Origin of the sequence: Salipiger pallidus, assembly GCF_014643635.1 — a bacterium.
In the GTDB taxonomy this organism is placed as follows: domain Bacteria; phylum Pseudomonadota; class Alphaproteobacteria; order Rhodobacterales; family Rhodobacteraceae; genus Salipiger; species Salipiger pallidus.
The window spans coordinates 196,430-213,595 of the sequence record NZ_BMJV01000005.1 but is presented as its reverse complement, the minus strand read 5'-3'; the positions used below and the strand labels follow the sequence as shown (position 1 = coordinate 213,595).

General features: G+C 65.1%; 21 protein-coding genes. 5 read left to right on the top strand and 16 right to left on the bottom strand.

The genetic code is table 11. The features are described 5' to 3' along the window. Positions 1–29: 29 nt before the first annotated feature. The 6 genes from IEX41_RS13120 to IEX41_RS13095 all read right to left on the bottom strand — a co-directional run bounded on the left by IEX41_RS13120 (position 30) and on the right by IEX41_RS13095 (position 3,556). The gene (locus IEX41_RS13120; RefSeq protein WP_188790707.1) at positions 30–1,145 is read right to left on the bottom strand and encodes an FUSC family protein; all 1,116 of its coding nucleotides are present in this window, start codon (positions 1,143–1,145) and stop codon (positions 30–32) included. After that, a complete protein-coding gene (locus IEX41_RS13115) occupies positions 1,142–1,627 on the bottom strand; it encodes a MarR family winged helix-turn-helix transcriptional regulator (RefSeq protein ID WP_188790706.1) in 486 nt (161 codons plus the stop codon). The genes IEX41_RS13120 and IEX41_RS13115 overlap by 4 nt, the downstream gene beginning before the upstream one ends. A gap of 178 nt (positions 1,628–1,805) precedes the next feature. Beyond that, the gene (locus IEX41_RS13110) at positions 1,806–2,240 is read right to left on the bottom strand and encodes a hypothetical protein (protein WP_188790705.1); all 435 of its coding nucleotides are present in this window, start codon (positions 2,238–2,240) and stop codon (positions 1,806–1,808) included. 287 nt (positions 2,241–2,527) lie between these two features. Continuing rightward, positions 2,528–2,812, bottom strand: coding sequence for a type 2 periplasmic-binding domain-containing protein (locus IEX41_RS21895; protein ID WP_188790704.1), 285 nt, complete (start codon positions 2,810–2,812; stop codon positions 2,528–2,530). Positions 2,813–2,842: 30 nt separating this feature from the next. Further along, positions 2,843–3,004 (bottom strand): transporter substrate-binding domain-containing protein, encoded by a 162-nt coding sequence (locus IEX41_RS21890; RefSeq protein ID WP_188790703.1) that lies wholly within the window; start codon positions 3,002–3,004, stop codon positions 2,843–2,845. Between the two features lie 318 nt (positions 3,005–3,322). After that, the gene (locus IEX41_RS13095; protein WP_188790702.1) at positions 3,323–3,556 is read right to left on the bottom strand and encodes a hypothetical protein; all 234 of its coding nucleotides are present in this window, start codon (positions 3,554–3,556) and stop codon (positions 3,323–3,325) included. A gap of 30 nt (positions 3,557–3,586) precedes the next feature. On the opposite strand from IEX41_RS13095, the gene IEX41_RS13090 reads away from it, so the two are divergent. From IEX41_RS13090 to IEX41_RS13075, 4 genes are all read left to right on the top strand, one after another. Next, the gene (locus tag IEX41_RS13090; protein WP_188790701.1) at positions 3,587–3,730 is read left to right on the top strand and encodes a hypothetical protein; all 144 of its coding nucleotides are present in this window, start codon (positions 3,587–3,589) and stop codon (positions 3,728–3,730) included. A 478-nt stretch (positions 3,731–4,208) separates the two neighbouring features. Next, a complete protein-coding gene (locus IEX41_RS13085; protein WP_188790700.1) occupies positions 4,209–4,553 on the top strand; it encodes a P-loop NTPase family protein in 345 nt (114 codons plus the stop codon). A gap of 101 nt (positions 4,554–4,654) precedes the next feature. Further along, positions 4,655–5,425, top strand: a complete 771-nt coding sequence (locus tag IEX41_RS13080; RefSeq protein ID WP_277874182.1) for an aromatic amino acid lyase — start codon at positions 4,655–4,657, stop codon at positions 5,423–5,425. Positions 5,426–5,757: 332 nt separating this feature from the next. Then, complete coding sequence (locus tag IEX41_RS13075) at positions 5,758–6,258, top strand: ferritin-like domain-containing protein (protein ID WP_188790698.1); 501 nt, start codon at positions 5,758–5,760, stop codon at positions 6,256–6,258. Positions 6,259–7,145: 887 nt separating this feature from the next. Here the strand turns inward: IEX41_RS13075 and IEX41_RS13070 are convergent. The 7 genes from IEX41_RS13070 to IEX41_RS13040 all read right to left on the bottom strand — a co-directional run bounded on the left by IEX41_RS13070 (position 7,146) and on the right by IEX41_RS13040 (position 12,833). Then, positions 7,146–7,355, bottom strand: a complete 210-nt coding sequence (locus IEX41_RS13070; RefSeq protein WP_188790697.1) for an ATP-binding cassette domain-containing protein — start codon at positions 7,353–7,355, stop codon at positions 7,146–7,148. A gap of 89 nt (positions 7,356–7,444) precedes the next feature. Next, on the bottom strand, positions 7,445–7,624 hold the full coding sequence (locus tag IEX41_RS13065; protein ID WP_188790696.1) for a hypothetical protein: 180 nt from the start codon (positions 7,622–7,624) through the stop codon (positions 7,445–7,447). After that, positions 7,621–8,433: an amino acid ABC transporter ATP-binding protein gene (locus IEX41_RS13060; protein ID WP_277874178.1), complete on the bottom strand. Its 813-nt coding sequence runs from the start codon at positions 8,431–8,433 to the stop codon at positions 7,621–7,623. The genes IEX41_RS13065 and IEX41_RS13060 overlap by 4 nt, the downstream gene beginning before the upstream one ends. A gap of 40 nt (positions 8,434–8,473) precedes the next feature. After that, positions 8,474–9,127 (bottom strand): amino acid ABC transporter permease, encoded by a 654-nt coding sequence (locus IEX41_RS13055; protein WP_188790695.1) that lies wholly within the window; start codon positions 9,125–9,127, stop codon positions 8,474–8,476. Continuing rightward, positions 9,124–9,795: an amino acid ABC transporter permease gene (locus IEX41_RS13050; protein WP_188790694.1), complete on the bottom strand. Its 672-nt coding sequence runs from the start codon at positions 9,793–9,795 to the stop codon at positions 9,124–9,126. The genes IEX41_RS13055 and IEX41_RS13050 overlap by 4 nt, the downstream gene beginning before the upstream one ends. 39 nt (positions 9,796–9,834) lie before the next feature. Beyond that, a complete protein-coding gene (locus tag IEX41_RS13045) occupies positions 9,835–10,695 on the bottom strand; it encodes a substrate-binding periplasmic protein (protein WP_188790693.1) in 861 nt (286 codons plus the stop codon). A gap of 185 nt (positions 10,696–10,880) precedes the next feature. Then, complete coding sequence (locus IEX41_RS13040) at positions 10,881–12,833, bottom strand: oxidoreductase (RefSeq protein ID WP_188790692.1); 1,953 nt, start codon at positions 12,831–12,833, stop codon at positions 10,881–10,883. Between the two features lie 254 nt (positions 12,834–13,087). On the opposite strand from IEX41_RS13040, the gene IEX41_RS13035 reads away from it, so the two are divergent. Then, a complete protein-coding gene (locus tag IEX41_RS13035) occupies positions 13,088–14,011 on the top strand; it encodes a dihydrodipicolinate synthase family protein (protein WP_188790691.1) in 924 nt (307 codons plus the stop codon). A 249-nt stretch (positions 14,012–14,260) separates the two neighbouring features. Here the strand turns inward: IEX41_RS13035 and IEX41_RS13030 are convergent, their stop codons facing one another. From IEX41_RS13030 to IEX41_RS13020, 3 genes are read right to left on the bottom strand one after another with little or no spacing between them, the layout of a single operon-like run. Then, entirely contained in the window at positions 14,261–15,043 is a 783-nt protein-coding gene (locus IEX41_RS13030; RefSeq protein ID WP_188790690.1) for an SDR family oxidoreductase, read from the bottom strand. 15 nt (positions 15,044–15,058) lie between these two features. Further along, the gene (locus IEX41_RS13025) at positions 15,059–16,408 is read right to left on the bottom strand and encodes a dihydroorotase (RefSeq protein WP_188790689.1); all 1,350 of its coding nucleotides are present in this window, start codon (positions 16,406–16,408) and stop codon (positions 15,059–15,061) included. Positions 16,409–16,424: 16 nt separating this feature from the next. Next, positions 16,425–17,090: an aspartate/glutamate racemase family protein gene (locus tag IEX41_RS13020; RefSeq protein ID WP_188790688.1), complete on the bottom strand. Its 666-nt coding sequence runs from the start codon at positions 17,088–17,090 to the stop codon at positions 16,425–16,427. Between the last annotated feature and the right edge of the window lie 76 nt (positions 17,091–17,166).

Below are 17,166 nucleotides of genomic sequence, written 5' to 3'. Positions count from 1 at the left end.
GTGCCGTTGGATCCCTGAACCGGGCGGCGTCAGGCGCCCTTGGTCCTGACTGCCGCAAGGTGGTGCCGGTCGTCTAAGGTGGACAGCAGCACCGCCGCCGCGATGCCGATCACCACGCCCAGAAGCGAATCGAGTACCCGTTCAGGGGCCATCTGCGCGCCTGACAGGCCCGGCGCGGCGAGGTAGCTCATGATCAGTGCCATGGGCGTGACAAAGATCTGCCCCAGCCAGTAGTTCGCGCCGATGACCAGCTCGGTGCACATCTGAAGCACGAAGATCAGCGCGATGATGACCATCGGACCTGGCTCTTGCGCAAGGATCACCCATGCCAGCAGGGAGCCCACCACGGCCCCCGCCATCCGTTGCTGCGCCCGGTGCATGTTGATGTGCAGGAAAGGCCCCTGCAAAACCAGCAGCGCGCCCATGCCCGCCCAGACCGGGTGGCTCGCGCCCCACAGGTGGCTTACCACCAGCGCGACGGCGCAGCCGGCCATGATGCGTCCAGAGGCAATCAGGCGGTGGGACATGGGGCGCAGCGGCTCCACGGGCAGCGGACGTTCAGGCGTGGGACGCTGGCGCAGCCATTCCGTGGCAAGGCAGACCACGAAGGCAAGCGTGGCGACCACCGCAGTGGCTATGCTGCGCTCGGCGACGTCGCCAAGCCCGGAGGCCGGGACAAGCGCAGCGCCGCCTGCAAAGACGAAGATCAGCGCCCCCGGAGGCCCGAAGCGCCCCGAGATTGCCACAAGGTAAGCGAGGCCGCAGGCCAGCGTCAGTGCGCCGAGGTGCAGCCACGGCGAGGGCGACAGGGACACCAGGCTTAGCACCATGACCATTGCGATCTGCGTCAGAGCCGCGAGCGTCACGACCCGCAGCCGTCCCGCGGTGGTGTCGAACCGCCCGAACAGTGCCACCATGCCGCCAAGTGCCGCGAATCCCACCATGTGCGCCCAAGGGGATAGCAGCACCAGCGGCAGCGCGATGGCCGCCGTGATCCCTGCCTGGAACCCGGCCAGCAGCGAGTTGCGCAGATAGGGCTGCGGCCCCAGCCGGAAACCAGCCGCAAGATGGTCGGGGGCGAAGAGATGCCGCAGAGCCTCCCGGCGGGAGGACAGGTGGCGCGGTGTCTTGGAAAGATCGGTCATGGGCTGCGGTCCTTTCGCTTTGCGGCATCGCGTGCTGCCTCGTCCTCTTCGAGCCGTGCGTCGATCTGGCCCAGCAGGGCGGTCATGGCGTCGATGTCTTCGTCGCGCAGGTCGGCGAGGATGTGTGTTTCGGCGCGGACAAGCTCGGCCCGGATCTCCGCGACGCGGGCCTGTCCGGCCTCCGTCAGGTGGATCAGCCGGGCGCGCCCGTCCGATGGTTCGGCGCGCCGTTCCACGAGACCCTCACGGGCGAGGATGTCGATGATCCGCACGAGGCTGGACCCGTCGACGCCCACCAGCAGCGCCAGCGCCTTCTGGGTGATGCCGCCTCCGGTCTCCTGCAGGTGTACGAGTGGCACCCAGGTTGCGTCGGTCAGCCCGGCCTCGGCCAGATGTGCATCAATGGCCCGGCGCCAGCGGCGCGCGAGCAGAGAAAAACGCAGCCCGAAGCGGGCGCGGGAGGAAGCTGGCGGATTTGTCATGGGTAGCTGTCTGACGAAAAGTGATTTGATTTGCAATTCAAATTATATTTGGCTGGCGCGATGTGACGTGGGACTGCAGCACCCGCATGGGTGCGGTCTCAGGATCTGAAGTTGACGAAGGATAGCGAAGGTGCAGAGCGTAACGTTCGGACGCTATCCGTCGCTCCGGGCCGAGCATTCACCGGGCAATGCGCGAGTGGTCGGCGTCGATGAACCGTCCGGCGTAGGCGGCGATCGTTATGGTGCTAAAATGCAGCGCGGCCGACGGGATGCGAGGCATGGTCGACGCATCGGCAATGCGCATCCGTTCAGCCTCAGCTCTGGACCGCAGTGCATTCTCCGGGCCGCTGCAGTTGCGCAGAAGTGCCTTGGTGGCAACCGCGCCGCAGTCGAGCATGATCTCGGAGGCTGCCTCGATCACATGGCCATCCGCCAGCTCGACAGCGGGTCTCACGCGCGGTTTCAGCCGCAGCCCCCCAGTGCCGATGATGAGCGTGACGTTCGGCAGGCAGGGATCGAGGAAGGCCGCCCGCGCGCCATGCTTCAGCGTACCACGGGTGTTGGCATCCACCCGCCCGAAGTGGCTGCGGGCCTCAGCATTGAGGTCATCCACCAGCCATTATTCCGCCGCGGCGCTTGCTCGAGATAGGCCGAGGTCAGCGGTGCAGGATGCCGCAACGATGCAACTTGTATCGGCTCGTTGCCGCCATGAGTGTCCGAGGCCCCCGAGCTGACGTATTCAGCGACTGGAAAGCGGCAAGGATGCGAACCCGGCACCAGGCGTTTCCAGCGGCCTCCTGCCAAGGGGGGAATCGGCGGCGCTGCCCCGGCTCAGTTGTCGGGGTTCAGGGCGGTGTCGACCCATTTTTTAGTCAGAGCCTTGAGCGCTCCATCATCGCGCTACGAGGGCAGCAGGCTGTCGATCTCGGAGGTCAGCGCCTCTGCCTCGGGCTGAACCACCAGAGCGTTGCCCGACGCGGACAGGGACTCGATTGGCATCTTTAGCGGGCGGTCGGTGGATTCGATGAGGTCAGCGGGCGTTATGGAGTTGCCCACCAGCAGGCCGACCCGCTTGTTTCGCAGGTCGAGCAGCATCTCGGTCCAGCCGGGGAATTCCGCAGGGTTGCCGACGCACTTCTCGCGATAGGCATCGACCACCTTGGCGGTCTGCACGGTGCCCTTCATTATGCCGAACGTCTTGCCGCAGATGTCATCCTACGAGGTGATGTCGGTGTTTGCTGTGTGTACGGCCACGCCGACGCCGTTGGCGACATAGACTTGCGTGACGAAGAAATCGGCGGGTTCGACGCGCTTGTGGGTGCGGCTCACGGAAGAAGAAACCATGTCGAACCGGCCCGCCAGCATAGCGGTAAGCATGCCCCCACCAGTCCAGAACCGTTATTTCCGACTGAAACCTGAGATTCTTGGAGATCTTGGTGGAGAGGTGGGTTTCGATGACCGTGAGATCGGCCATTTCGTTGTACATGGTCGGGGGGGGGGCAAGCCGCTGGTGCCGATGAGCAGCCTACCGGGGGGAAGAGTTCGTGTTGCCGCAGAGGCGGTTGCGGCAAGGCCGAGACCAAGCGCGAGCGTCGAGGAGGTCTTCATGACGTCCTTTCTGAAGGGGCAGCCACGTAGAGGGTGCTGCATGAGACCGGGTGACGAGGCATGTCCAGAGATATGCCGAACGCTATGTCAGGATAGGAAGGAGCTGATTGTTCCCCTGACAGGTGCCGCGCTCCTGTCGAAGGAACATCGCGGTGTGGTGGCCAAGACTTCCTGCAAGGACCTTGACAAAGACGTCTCCCGCGTGAAGGCCACATCATCATCATCATCATCATCATCATCATCATCATCATCATCATCATCATCATCATCATCATCATCATCATCGCCGCCGCCACGCCGGCTACGCAAGGCAGATGACATCAGGGTGCGGGGCCTGCCTCGCAGGGACCCATGGGCCACATCACCAACCCCGCGCCAACCCCCGCCGACATGGTGAGGATCGGCGGCACCGTGCCGCTGGCGGGCCTGACGGGCCTTGGCTTCGCCATCAACGCAGGCCAGCCGGCCGTATTCACCAAGGAGTGCTTCGGATGAACCTTGGACTGGTCACCAAGGGGCCAGGGACCGCCTTATTATGATCGACATTTCAGCCGCATCGCGAGGGCGCCTGGTCGGGGTCTCGAAGTCGCTCCGGCGCATATTCCCGCCCCCCTCGGTGTGATAACATTAACTCCAACCTCGCGCAGCCCGGCGGCGCGCACATTCACCTGCACAGCGCGATCGGCAACCGGCGCGGGGATAGCTGGGATCACGTCTACGTCGTTCTCAGCTGGGCCATGCAGATGCAGCATCTCCATAACGCCCTCGACCGGCTCGCGGCGCTGACCGCCTTCGCGTTCTTCCCTCTCGGCTTCGATGGCAAGGCCATGGCGGGCCACTGAGGGCGGTTCTGGCGGAAAGCCGAGGAAGGGGAGATGCGTTACGGAAAGCCGCAGCCCCGGTGTGCAACATTGCTGTTGGTTGTTGGCACTGGCTTTTACGAGCCAACGCGTTGGCGCAATGGGACCGCGCCTTGGCATTCGCCGAAGGTTCCAAGGGCTTGGCACCACAAAACGCGGGCGCGCATATCAAGACCATGTCGGAGCAGCAGTCAATCGCGGTGAGTGCCCTGCGCGAATTCCGAATGTATCACGTGTCCATGGCGCTCCAGTCATGCGGGCTGGCGCCATCCCGCACCGCCCTTCAGAACATCATCTGCGGTCTGACCGTGCGCGTTAGGGCCAAGGGTGAGGCGAAGGAGCCCGGCATGCGCCGGATAGAGACCCTCGGCGTTGAGGGCTACGAGGACAAGTCTCCGCAGGAGCTTTCGGGGAGCATGTGCCAAAGGGTTGGCCTCGCACGGGCTCCGTGCGCGTAGTCCGACATATTCCTGAACGGCGTGGCGTTCAGCGCGCCTGACCCACAGAAACGTATCGGACGGACGTCGCTGCGGCTTGCGCTTAGGAGTGCCGCAACCTCATCAATGGCACCTATTGCGGCACAGCGATGGCTTTCCTCGCCCATCGCGGGCTGTGGGATCTAGCCGACTGGCCAGATGCTGCGGGTGCCTTCACCCAAGACGTGCTGGACCGCCAGCCCGAACCCTTTCCCACGAGCACCTGCATGTTTCGCAAGATGCTGGGTGTGGCGCGCGTGGCCAAGGTCCTGCGCAGTCGGGGCGACGCCATGAAGCCAACTGGGAACCTGTTTTCCGCCCAAGCCCCCCTGTCGCTGCGCGTCATGCTGCAAATTCAAGGCGCGGTTCGGGACAAGCTTGCACAGATCGCCGGGGTGATCTCGCGGGACCTGCGTGATGTCAGCGAGAGCCCCGGCGTTGCCGGCCACCCGGACGCCCCCGAGGACTTTATCCGGGGAACCGCCATCGGTGCAGCGGTTGCGCTGGCTTGCGGACGGCTTTCAGTGCTTGCTGGGCAGTTCGGGGGCATCTCCGAGCGGTGTATCGATTGCCTTTCTAACCCGCTGGCAGGCAGCCTTCCCGCGTCCCTCGCGCCGTACGGGGGCAACTGCTCGAGCGTGATGATCGCACTGTGCACAGCAGTGGCCCGAGTGAACGAGAACAGGATACTTGCCGTTCTGGCGCGTCTAGGCGGCGGCATCGCCCCGGCGCTACCCGATGATGCGCTTAGGGCATTCGCGCCTGCGGTCGGCCCTGAGCAGGTGCCGGACTGGATCCGGTCCCGCGTGCCCCCTCTGGGTTCGGCCCCTTTTCGCGGGGCACGAACAGCTTGAAAAGGTCACGCCTCAGACAGCAGCCGATTTCATGATGGTGGCGATTGAGGGTCGGCCGTGATGAACCGCCAGTAGATCTTGGGCGGGTCAGACGTGCCTTCCACGGCGGCCTGACCTTGGCTCAGAAGGCGCCCTGTGCGACCGCCGCCAAGGTTTGCGACAGGGCACCTCTCACCTAGTCGATCAGGGGCTGCGGCGGGCTGGACCACTTTGTCGAGCGCTGCGCGCATTAGGCGGGTGTCGCATCCGCGACAGGTGCAAATCGGACTGACCAAAGGAACCTTAGTCGACGTTCTCAGGTTGGGGAGTGAAGCAAAGCAAAGGACATCGAAATGGCCATGAATTCGCTCAAGGACATCTACCTGGACCAGCTGCAGGACATCTGGAGCGCCAACACGCAGTCCTTGCCCGTGGTGACGGAACTGGGTCGCGCAGCCCAGGACAAGGCTCTATCGGAAGCGCTGATTGATGGCGGCAACGGTATCGCCGACGGCTTGGCCGAGATCGAGAAGCTGTGCAATGAACATGGCATCAAGCCGAACGCAGAGCACTGCAAGGGCATGGAGGGCCTTGTGAAGGAGGCGCGTGCGCATGGTCTGTCGAATGACATTACCGACGCTGACGTGCGTGATGCCGCGATCATTCCGCAATATCAGCGTATGGTGCATTATGCACTCGCGGGCTACGGCACGCTCGCTGCGTTTGCCAACCGACTTGGCCTCGACAATGACGCCGCCGTTCTCAAGAAATGCCTTGATGAAACCTATGAAGGTGACCGCCGGATGACCGAAATCGCCATGAAGGGCGGGGTCAACAAGGAAGCCGCGTCCTGACGTGACATGCGCCTTGCAATTGGAGCCGCACGAGCAATCGTGCGGCTCTTTTCGTTTGGACTAGATATGTGCGGAAACGGGATTCAGTCACCCATCACGCGCAGTCCCAGACTGGCATCAGCCAAAGCTGCTTTAGGATCCGCGCGGCAATATCCAAATGTCGTCGTCAGACCTCGAAGCGCACGAACCGAATATTGGTCTGAGTGGCCCAATTCGGGGCTTCGTGATTTTGATATACCGACGGCCGTCCCTGAAACGTACCATAGAGGCGGTCATCTGTCAGTAGTCGACCTTGCTGACGGGACCTGCAGGCTTGGCGAACCGCGCGTCGGCGGTCAACATGAGCCGACCACTCTCGATGAGGCTGATCTGATTGTCGGTACCCGAGGGGGCGAGGCGTCGACTAACACTTAAAGTTCTCTCAGGGTGAACAGGGCACTGTTGAAATCCAGAGGATGGGGCGATGCGCAGTGCATCTGACCCATGAGACGACAAATGGCGCAAGTTCCCCGTCCCTTGTAAGTGCCCTGCGTGCGCAGTGCATCTGGGTTACCAGTGGACAGTCCGTCTTCTCTAAGTACCTGACGTGCAGCGTAAATCAGCTCGTCAAGCGATCCGATGACCGCTTGAAGTCCCCGTCTCCAGTTGAGCGTCGCCTCCTCGCTGAGCGTGGACGGTTCACCCCTCAGCCACGGCTGGGCACAGGACCGGTCGCGGCGGCATAGGCGACGTCCTGCCGGCGCGTGTCCGTATCGGGATGACGGCGGCGGCCAAAGAATGGCTGTGTGCGCTACCTGAAGCGCGACGTCTCGTCGTCGAAGAGCATCGCCTAGGGCTTCATCGCCAGCGCCCGCGATGACGGCGCACTGCTGCTCGCCGCCCGCCATCTAGTTCGGATGGGCAGAGGCGCGGTGCAACAAACGGACCTTGGCCATGAGCGCCTCGGCCTCCGCCTTAACCTCGGCCCTGGGGCGGCCCTGGGCGGAGACCGGGGTCTCCATGATGGCCCCGAGCGCGGACATGTGCGGGACGACGTTGATTTGCTGGAACAGCATTCCGAGACTTCGGCGGTAGGGCCGCAGCTCGTGTTCTTTCATGGTCAGGCGGACAGCTCCGCGCTGATGCCAGCGACCTCCTGACCGCGCCAGTGAATGCGGCCCTTTTTGGGAACGATCAGGAGGTTGACTTAGCGCAGCGGCGTGGTCTTGCCCGAACCCTCTTCATGGATGATCGCCAGCACCTCGCCGCGCTTTACGGTGTGGTCGATGCCGCGCAGCCCGCATTGCTGTCCAAGGGGCTTCTCGAGGGCGCGGAATTGGATGAGGGCTCCAGTGGCGGGAGCGGTGTCGAGATTCTGGGCCCTCACATGCCGCGCATGGCGCGGGAGAGGAACGAACGGGTGCGGTCATGGCGGGGCTTGCGCAGGACCTCGGACGGCGGGCCTTCTTCGAGGATCGCGCCATCGGCCATGAAGATGATACGGTCGCTCACATCCTCGGCAAAGGCCATCTCGTGGGTGACGAAAAGCATGGTCATGCCGTCCTCTGCCAGCCCTTTCATTACTTTGAGCACCTCGTCCACCAGCTCGGGGTCGAGCGCCGAGGTCACCTCGTCGAAGAGCATCAGTTTGGGCTTCATGGCTAGTGCACGGGCGATGGCGACGCGCTGCTGCTGGCCGCCCGACAGCTGGCTGGGATGGTGGGTCATGCGCTCGGACAGGCCTACGCGGGCAAGGAGTTCCTCGGCCAGCGCGCGGATTTCCGGTTTCGTGCCGCGACCGTGGGCAAGGGGCGCCTCCATGACGTTCTCGATGGCAGTCATGTTGGGGAAAAGGTTGAAGTGCTGGAACACCATGCCGATCTCGGTGCGCCGGCGGGCGAGGTCGCGGCGAGAGGCGCGAGCCGGGTCATCATGGCCCACCTGCCGGCCGTCGACCATGATGGTCGATCCCTTGTCGGGGGTCTCCAGCCAGTTGATGCAGCGCAGGAGGGTGGACTTGCCGGACCCCGAGGCGCCGATGATCGACACCACTTCGCCTTGGTTCATCGACAGGTCGACCCCCTTCAGCACCTGGTTCGCGCCGAAGCTCTTTCGCAGGCCGATCAGTTCCAGCATGCGCTTGGATTGGTGGTCGACGACGGTGGCAGGCTCGGGATGCATGACGGTATCTTTCATCAGGGACCTCGGAAGAGGGGGCGCATGGGGATCGCCGATGTCAGGGCAAGCGCACACGGCGCTGGACCACGGCCTGCACCACGGCGATGAGCGCGCTGAGCAGGATGTAGGCGACGGCGGCGAAGGCGAGGTATTCCATGGCGCGGTAGGTTTCGGTGACCTTGGCCATGCTGGCCGAGGTCAGTTCCGACACGGCCACCAGTGAGGCGATGGAAGTGGCCTTCACCGTGACGATGGCGCGGGTGAAATAGGGGCCGCACATGATCGGCAGTGCCTGCGGAATCAGCACCCGGCGCACGAAGCGCGCCTGCGGCAGGCCAAGCGCATCGGCAGCCTCGAACTGGCCACGGGGCACGGCCATGAGCCCGGCGCGCAGATCCTCGGCAAGGTAGGCGGTGGTGACCAGCACCATGCCCCCAAGCGCGGCGGTGAAGGGCGACACGAAGATGCCCAGGGACGGCAGGCCGTAGAAGGTGAAGAACAGGATGACCAGCAGCGGCAGGGCGCGGATCACGTTGACATAGGTGCCCGCTGCCCGGGACAGCCAGCGGCGGCGCGACAGTCGCGCCAGCGCCACCAGCAGCGACAGCGGGGTGCACAGGATCATTACCGCAAGGAACAGCCAGACGGTGGTTTCAAGCCCGCGCATCAGCTGCGGCCAGGCCTCGACAATGAGGGTCGGATCAAAGCTCATGCGGAAAGGTGCCCCTTGTGATCCCAGCGCCGTTCCGACCACATCTGCAGCGCGATCAGGAAGGCGTCGATGATGCCGTAGATGATGGCCACCCCGATCAGGATCTCGAAGGGCCGGTTGGTGGCGACGATGGCCTGGTTGGCGCGGGTCACCATCTCGGTGACGCCGATGGCGCCCGCCAGTGCGGTGCCCTTCACCATGTCCATGGAGTAGGAGACGTAAGGCGGGATGATCGTGGGCATGGCCTGCGGCAGGATGATCCGGCGCAGCGACCGGAACCACGGCAGACCTGCGGCGGCGATGGCTTCGTGCTGGCCCTTTGGCACGGACCGAAGCCCGGCGGCGACCACTTCGCCCATGATGAAGGTGTTGTAGAGCACAAAGCCCGCCACGGCGGCGGTCAGCGAGTCCATCCGGATATCAAGCACCACGGGGAGGACGTAATAGGCGATGAACAGGATGATCAGCGGCGGCACACCGCGGATCAGCCAGCTGAGCCCGAGGGCAGGCAGGCGCAGCCAGCGCGAGCGCGCTTCGAGCGCCAGCCCGGTGAGGACGGCCAGTGGTGCGCTGATGACAAGCACGCCCGCCAACAGCACGAGGGTTTCGTAGAGCCCGCGCAGAATATAGGGTCCGCGCGTCATCCATACGGAAAGGTCGAAATCCATTGGCCGTCCTCTTGTCAGGTCAGGGTCCGGATCGCCGGATCAGTAGCCGACGACCGACAGCATGTCGGAGGTGTCGGGCAGGCCCCACTTGTCGTTCAGCTCGCGGATGGTGCCGTCGGTGCGATACTTGGCGAGCAGGAAGTTCACGGCGGTGAGCAGGTCGGGTTCGCGCGCGTTGACGCAGAAACCGCCGACACCGACCGAGGTGGGTGTGGAGAGGATCTTGAACTGGTCGCCGCCTTCGCTTTCCAGCAGCGCGGTGGCCGCGTGCAGGCCGGTGCCGTAGGCGTCGATCTGGCCGTTCATCAGCGCGAGGCGGGATTCGGTCACGCCGGGCAGGCCAAGCGCGTCCTCTTCGGCGTGGCCGGTGGCCTCCACAAGGTGCTTGAGCTCCATCTCACCCTTCACGCCGCCGATCTTGACGCCCGCGAGATCGTCGAGGCTGTCATAGTCACTGTCCTTCTTCACCACCGCGACGTGGATCGCGACCTTGACCGGGCGCGTCAGGAAGAAGTCGTTCGAGGTCAGGCGGTCGTTGTTCCAGCTTGCGCCTTCGCAGCCAAGATCGAAACGGTTGGCCGCAAGGCCCGGCATCACGCCCGCCCAGTCGACGCGCACGAATTCCGGCTCAAGGCCGAGGTCCTCGGCCATCTTGGTCCACAGGTCGATGCGCGCGCCCTGAAGTTCACCGTTCTCGCCGATGAAGGTCTCGCCCGCGGTCTTGCCGGTGGTGGCGATGATCAGCTTGCCGTCCTCGATGAGGTTCTCCAGCGGCCAAGGCTGCGGAAAATCGAGGCTCACCTCGAGGTCCGAGGTCGAGAAGTCCTGCGCCTGCGCCATAGGCGCGACCAGCGCGAGGGTCATGGCGATGGCGCTCGCGGTCTTGCGGAAGTGGGTCATGGATGTCTCCGGGCTCTCTGTCGGGATGGCGGGCGCCCTTGCGGGGCGACCCTTGGTTCTAACCACTTCAGCTAGGCGGAGCCGAAACCAGCGCGCAATAGAATATTCGATGTGATATATCAGAAGACGCATCAAAAGGCTCGCATTGATGTATCTTTAGGCATTCCATAGCGCATCGCGCCCTGTCAGAGCGCGATCGCCGCCTCGTAACCGTCGAGAAACGCCGCCTCGATGTCGCGCGGGGCATAAGCATCGCCGATGGCGCGGACGTTGATTCCGGCGGTTTCCAGCGGTTCGAACAGTTCGTTGCGGGGCAGGCCGGGGTCGGCGACGACGATGGTGTCGACCTCTATGGGCGGCAGATCCTTGCGGCTGAAGACGTTGTGAAGCGTTACGCTGCCGCCGTCGAAGCGCACCGGGCGCACGGAGGTCAGGCAATTGACGCCCATCTCGGCGGCGCGGCGGTGGAAGAGGGTCAGGTTCTGGATCACCAGCTGGTGGCCGGCATGCAGGCCTTGCGTCGCGATGCTGACCTCGTGGCCGCGTTCGGCAAGATGCAGCGCGCAGGCGGTGCCGGGGGTGCGGTTCATGTTGTCGATGATCAGCACACGCTTGCCGCAGATCTCGGGGGCCTTCACCGCGTCGTCGACGATGACCACCGGCGCGGTCTCGATCCCAGGCATCTTGAGTGGGTTGGGCTTTGAGCCACAGGCCAGCAGCACCACGTCCGGCGCATCGGCGCGGATGGTGTCCAGATCGGCGCGGGCGGCCAGCTTCAGCATCACGCCCAGTTTATCGATCTCGGACGCCTTGTGGGCCACCATGCGGCCCCATTCCGACCGCCACGAGGGCAGGCGGGCGACGTTCATCCGCCCCCCGAGCACGTCGTGCTCATCGTGCAGTGTCACAGTGTGGCCGCGCAGGGCGGCAATGCGCGCCGCCTCCATCCCCGAGGGGCCTGCGCCAATGATGGTGACACGCTTTGGCGTGGCCTGCGGCAGACCGTACCAGCGTTGCTCGCGGCCCGTGGTGGGATTGCCCACGCAGGATATGTGGCGGCCCCGGTAGAGGCGGCCAAAGCATGCCTGTTCGCAGGCTACGCAAGGGGTCACTCGGTCCGCATCGCCGCGCCGCGCCTTTGCGGGCAGGTGCGGGTCCGCGATGAGCGGTCGCACCATCCCGGCCATGTCCGCATCGCCCCGCGCCAGAAGCGCTTCGGCCTCGGCGGCGGTGTGAATGCGGGTGGCGTGCAGGATTGCGACGCCGGGGCAGGCGGCCTTGATCCGCCCAGCCACGGACGCATAGGGCGCGGGCGGCAGGCCCATTGGTGGCTCGTGCAGCATGTTGGACACAAGATCGCCATCGGTGCCCGCGCTCACGTCGATGTAATCAAGATCGCCCGCCTCTACGAGCAGGGTGCAGATCTCTTCCATGTCCTCGACCGTGAGGCCGCCGGGCACCAGCTCGTCGCCGGACACCCGGATGCCAAGGGGCACGTCGGGGCCTATCTCGGCGCGGACGGCGGCCAGCACCTCGCGGGGGAAGCGGGTGCGGTTCTCGACCGAGCCGCCATATTCGTCGGTACGGAAATTGGTGTGCGGCGACAGGTACTGCATGAGCAACAGGCCATGGCCGCAATGCACCTCGATCCCGTCCATCCCGGCGGTGAGGTTGCGGCGGGCGGCTGCGGCAAAGCTGGCCACCAGCTCGGCGATTTCGGCCCGCGTCATCTCGTGCGCGACCTCGCCGAACTTCTGCTCGTAGGTGGCCGAGGCGGACCACAGCGCCACGGGCCGGGCCGAGGAGGCCATGCCCATGTGTCCGAGGTAGCCGAAGATGCGCCCGCCGTGCTTGTGCACCGCGTCGGCCACGCGCTTCAGGCCGGGAATAATGCGGTCGTCATAGCAAGTGAGAAGGCCGGTGATGCCCGGCGACGACGGATGCACCTGCTGGGTGCCGAGCATGATCAGCCCGACCTCGCCCTTCGCCCGTTCCTCATAATAGGCAACCATTTGGTCGTTGGGGGTCCCGTCGGTCGGCATGCCGGTGCCATGGCCGGTCATGACGATGCGGTTGCGGATCTCGCAGCCGCCGATGGTGATGGGCTGCGTCAGCCTCGAAAAGTCGCTCTGGGTCATGCCTGGCTCCGGAAATTGCGCGCTAAGCGCGTTTGGTATTGCTTGTGATATATCAAATATATTCTTATGATCATGTCCAGATCCGCCACGGCACGCGGACCCCGGATTCCCGGCAGATGCTTGCAAGACGGGCAGTTGTGCTCCGTCGGCGTCGGTCGACGCTTCTACGTGGCCGATTGGCCGGGAGGTTGAGGCTGCCCCGCGGCGCGGATACGTGATGAATGCCCCGGGGGGGGCTGCAAAGGAGAAGACCAATGATCGACAACCAGACGAGCGGCGTTTTCGTCATTTCCGCGACGCCGTTCACGGCGGACGGCGCGCTGGACCTCGAAAGCGCGAAGCGCCTCACCGAGTTCTACCTCGAGAAGGGCGCGTCGGGGCTGACGGTGCTGGGCATGATGGGCGAGGCGGCCAAGCTTACCCCCGAGGAATCGCTCAGCTTCCTCGACACCGTGCTGGCCACCGTGGCAGGGCGTGTTCCGGTGGTCGTGGGCGTGTCTGCGCCGGGCCTCGTGGCACTGCGCTCGCTCAGCCTGCAGGCGATGGAGCGGGGCGCCGCGGGCGTCATGGTCGCTCCCACGCCGAACCTGCGCACCGATGCGCAGCTGACCGGCTACTACCGCATGGTCTGCGAAGCGCTGGGGCCGGATGTTCCGGTGGTGCTTCAGGATTTCCCGCTGGCGCTTGGTGTGCAGTTCTCGGTGGATTGCCTGCTGCAGATCTTTGCGGAGAACCCGCAGATCGTCATGCTGAAACACGAGGACTGGCCGGGTCTGGCCAAGCTCGGCGCGCTGCGCACGGCCGAAGAGGCAGGCGCTGGCCGGGTGTCGATCCTTGTAGGCAACGGCGGTCTGTTCCTGCCGCAGGAGATGGAGCGTGGTGCCGACGGTGCGATGACCGGCTATGCCTTCCCCGAGATGCTGGCGCAGGTGGTCGAAGGCTGCAAGATCGGCAAGCGTGACGCGGTCGAGGACATCTTCGACGCGCATCTGCCGCTGATCCGCCTCGAGACTCAGCCGGGCCTCGGCCTTGCCTTCCGCAAGGAAGTGCTGTTCCGCCGCGGTGCCATCGCGTCGCCCTTCGTGCGCCGCCCGGGGCCGAAGCTCGAGGCCGCCGACATGGCCGAGCTGGACCGCACGCTTGCGCGGCTTGAAAAGCGGCTGGCCGAGCTGGCCTGAGCCGCCCTGCCTGACTGAGACGTTGAATGGCCGCCGGGGCTACCGGCGGCCTTTTTTTGCATCGCGCTGATCCTGTGCCCTGCCTGATGAGGTCAACCTGCCAATAGGCAAAGAAAAAGGGCGGCCCCTGCACATGGGGCCGCCCGAGTGACCCGAAGCGAAAGGGAGCCACGCTCGATCGCCGCGCGGGTAAAGGCGCGGCAACCGGGGGCGCAAAGGGAGAATACGCCCGCCGGGAAGATCAGCCGGTCAGATGGACCGGATCATGCCGCCATCGCAGCGGAACTTGGCGCCGGTGACGTAGGAGGCCTTGTCGCTCACGAGGAAAGCGGCGACGGCGGCAAATTCCTCAACCTTGCCGTAACGGCCCGCGGGGATTGTGGCGCGCGATGCGGTGGCGACCTCCTCGGGGGTCTTGCCTTGGCGCTTGGCGGCGTTGGCGTCCAGCTCGTCCACCCGGTCGGTATGGATGCGGCCCGGCAGCAGGATGTTCGAGGTCACGCCGTCGCCCGCCACTTCCGAGGCCAGCGTCTTGGACCAGCCCAGCAGCGCCGCGCGCAGGGTGTTGGACATGCCAAGGTTGGGGATCGGCTGTTCCACGCCCGACGAGGTCAGCGTCAGGATGCGGCCCCAGCCCCGCTCGCGCATGTGCGGCAGCAGCAGGTTGGTCACGGAGATGACGCGCTCGACCATGGTGTCGAAGGCATCGGTCCAGCCGGTCGATGCGGTGATCGGGCCGGGCTTCGGGCCGCCGGTGTTGTTGACGAGGATGTCGACGCCGCCAAGCGCGTCGATGGCCGCCGTCACCACGGTGTCCGCCGCGTCAGGGGCGCTCATATCCACCACGGCAAAGACCGCGCGGCCGGGACCGGCGGCGGTCAGACGCTCCGAGGCTTCCTTGAGCGCGGCTTCGTTGCGACCGGTCAGCATGACGTGGACGCCTTCGGCCACCAGCGCTTCGGCGATGCCGAGGCCAAGGCCCCGGGAGGAGGCCAGCACGAGGGCGCGTTTGTCGGTGATCCCGAGATCCATAGGGTACTTCCTTTATCAGTTGCGCGGGATGAAGGCGCCGCTGCCTGCCGTTGACAGGATCTGCGCGCCATCCCAGGCGATTTCCCCGCGCCGCACGGTGGTGGCGACGGAGGCAGTGAATGTTTCGCCGTCATAGGGGCTCCAGTTGAGCCCGTCACGGGTCTGCGAGGCGTCGAACGGCTTCGGGCCGCGCTTGAGCACGACAAGATCCGCGTCTGCCCCGGCGGCAATGGCGCCCTTGCGCGGCGCCAGCCCGAAGAATTCCGCGGGCTTGAGGCACATGTAGTCCACGAGGCGGCGGACGGCACCCTCTTCGCCGTAGCGTTCGGCGGCGTCCGTGTAAAAAGACGGCCCCAGCGTCTCAAGCCCGGGAATGCCCGCGCCTGCGTCAAAGATGGAAGCCGCCAGCTTGTTGTCGATGGGCCAGCTCGAATGATCCGAGGAAATGAGGGCGGGAAGGCCGTCTTCGCAGGCCTGCCACAGGTCCTCGATCATGCCCGAACGGATGGGGGGTGACACCTTCATGCGCGCGCCAAGCCGTTCGATGTCACGGGCGGCGTCGAAATGCAGGTAGTGCACGCATAGCTCGCCGGTGGCGCGCACGCCGCGCGCCGCATACTCGGCGATCATCTGCAGCCCACGCGGCGACGAGAGGTGCACGATATGCACATGCGCGCCGGTGGCCGCGCCCAACTCCATGAACTGCGCGGTTGCGCTGAGCTCGGCCACCTCGGGGCGCGAGGTTTCGTTGTGCTCGGGGCGGGTAAGGCCTTGGGCCTTGTGCCGCTCGATCATCGCGCGGACGATCTCCTGATCTTCGTTGTGCAGGCCCACGGGCAGGCCGGTGGGCACCGAGGCGGTGAGGATGTCGAGGATCTCGTCCGCCGGGATGCGCGGGAAGCGCACCGGGTGGCTTTCGATCAGCGACAGCTTGAAGGCGCAGATTCCCCGGTCGGCGAGCGGCTGCATGAGATCGGTGCCCTGACCCGGGGCCACGGTGCCGTAAAGCGCCACGTCGCAATGGGAATAATCGTGGACTGCCTGCACCTTGGCATCGAACCGCTCGAGAGTGTTCAGCGGGTCGGGGTTGTCGTAGGGCATGTCCACCATGGTGGTGATGCCGCCCGCCAAGGCTGATTGCGACGTCGCCTCGAATCCGGGAAGGCCCTTGTAGCTGGTGGCGTGGGTCTGACCGTCGACGATACCGGGGATGATCCAGTCGGTGCCGGCGTCGATCATCTTGGTGGCCTGAGGCGCTTCGCCGGTGCCGATGGCGCCGATGCGCTCGCCGCGTACCGCGACCCAGCCGTCTTCGATGATGCGGTCGGGCAGGACCACCGAGCCCTTGAGGAGCAGATCAAACATGGGAGGTCCTTTTCATTCAGTGCGGGGTCTTGGGGTAGTTCAGGGTCAGCAGCATCTGCGCCCTGAGTGCGCCGGCCTGTACCGGGTCGATGACCGGCAGGCCGAGCCGGCGTTCGATCTCGGCGCGGTAAACGCCCATGGAGGCACAGCCGAGGATCAGCGACCGCGCGCCGTCGATGTCGCGCAGCTCGGTCCCGATCTCGGTGATGCGGGCAATCGCGCGGTCGGCCTGATCCATTTCCGTCACGCCGATGTCGAGCGACCGGTCACCGGCAAGGAAGGGCGTGTAGCCAAGCGCATCGATGGCCTTGGCGTGACGGCCGATGGAGGCCTGCACGATGGATACCACGCCGAAGGGCACGCCAAGCTGCACGGCCTCCCCATAGGCAGCTTCGGCGATGCCGACCACGGGCGCGGCCGAGTTCGCCTTGGCCACCGCAAGGCCGGGATCCGAAAAGCAGCCGATCACGTAGGCGTCGGCCTCTTCCGCGGCAATCCGGTCCAGCAGGGGCGGGATAACCGTGTCGATGTCGGCCTGGCTTTCGATGCCGGCGGGGCCACCCTCGAGGGTGCCGAAGACTGGCTCGGCCCAGAGCCCGTCCTTCACGAGGTCAACGGAGTGCGCCATGGCGTCGGTGACGCTGGCGCTGCTGTTGGGGTTCAGGATGAAGATGCGGGTCATCGGACGGTCTCTGATATGGCTTCTATGTTTGTTTAGGTATTTTATAGATATATCACGGATGTTGCCAATGCTTTCC

Coding starts and splice junctions, on each gene's coding strand:
- IEX41_RS13120 (WP_188790707.1), bottom strand. CDS start 1,145: ATGACCGATCTTTCCAAGACACCGCGCCACCTGTCCTCCCGCCGGGAG.
- IEX41_RS13115 (WP_188790706.1), bottom strand. CDS start 1,627: ATGACAAATCCGCCAGCTTCCTCCCGCGCCCGCTTCGGGCTGCGTTTT.
- IEX41_RS21895 (WP_188790704.1), bottom strand. CDS start 2,812: ATGAAGGGCACCGTGCAGACCGCCAAGGTGGTCGATGCCTATCGCGAG.
- IEX41_RS21890 (WP_188790703.1), bottom strand. CDS start 3,004: ATGCTTACCGCTATGCTGGCGGGCCGGTTCGACATGGTTTCTTCTTCC.
- IEX41_RS13095 (WP_188790702.1), bottom strand. CDS start 3,556: ATGTCATCTGCCTTGCGTAGCCGGCGTGGCGGCGGCGATGATGATGAT.
- IEX41_RS13090 (WP_188790701.1), top strand. CDS start 3,587: ATGGGCCACATCACCAACCCCGCGCCAACCCCCGCCGACATGGTGAGG.
- IEX41_RS13075 (WP_188790698.1), top strand. CDS start 5,758: ATGGCCATGAATTCGCTCAAGGACATCTACCTGGACCAGCTGCAGGAC.
- IEX41_RS13070 (WP_188790697.1), bottom strand. CDS start 7,355: ATGAAAGAACACGAGCTGCGGCCCTACCGCCGAAGTCTCGGAATGCTG.
- IEX41_RS13060 (WP_277874178.1), bottom strand. CDS start 8,433: ATGAAAGATACCGTCATGCATCCCGAGCCTGCCACCGTCGTCGACCAC.
- IEX41_RS13055 (WP_188790695.1), bottom strand. CDS start 9,127: ATGAGCTTTGATCCGACCCTCATTGTCGAGGCCTGGCCGCAGCTGATG.
- IEX41_RS13050 (WP_188790694.1), bottom strand. CDS start 9,795: ATGGATTTCGACCTTTCCGTATGGATGACGCGCGGACCCTATATTCTG.
- IEX41_RS13045 (WP_188790693.1), bottom strand. CDS start 10,695: ATGACCCACTTCCGCAAGACCGCGAGCGCCATCGCCATGACCCTCGCG.
- IEX41_RS13040 (WP_188790692.1), bottom strand. CDS start 12,833: ATGACCCAGAGCGACTTTTCGAGGCTGACGCAGCCCATCACCATCGGC.
- IEX41_RS13035 (WP_188790691.1), top strand. CDS start 13,088: ATGATCGACAACCAGACGAGCGGCGTTTTCGTCATTTCCGCGACGCCG.
- IEX41_RS13030 (WP_188790690.1), bottom strand. CDS start 15,043: ATGGATCTCGGGATCACCGACAAACGCGCCCTCGTGCTGGCCTCCTCC.
- IEX41_RS13025 (WP_188790689.1), bottom strand. CDS start 16,408: ATGTTTGATCTGCTCCTCAAGGGCTCGGTGGTCCTGCCCGACCGCATC.
- IEX41_RS13020 (WP_188790688.1), bottom strand. CDS start 17,090: ATGACCCGCATCTTCATCCTGAACCCCAACAGCAGCGCCAGCGTCACC.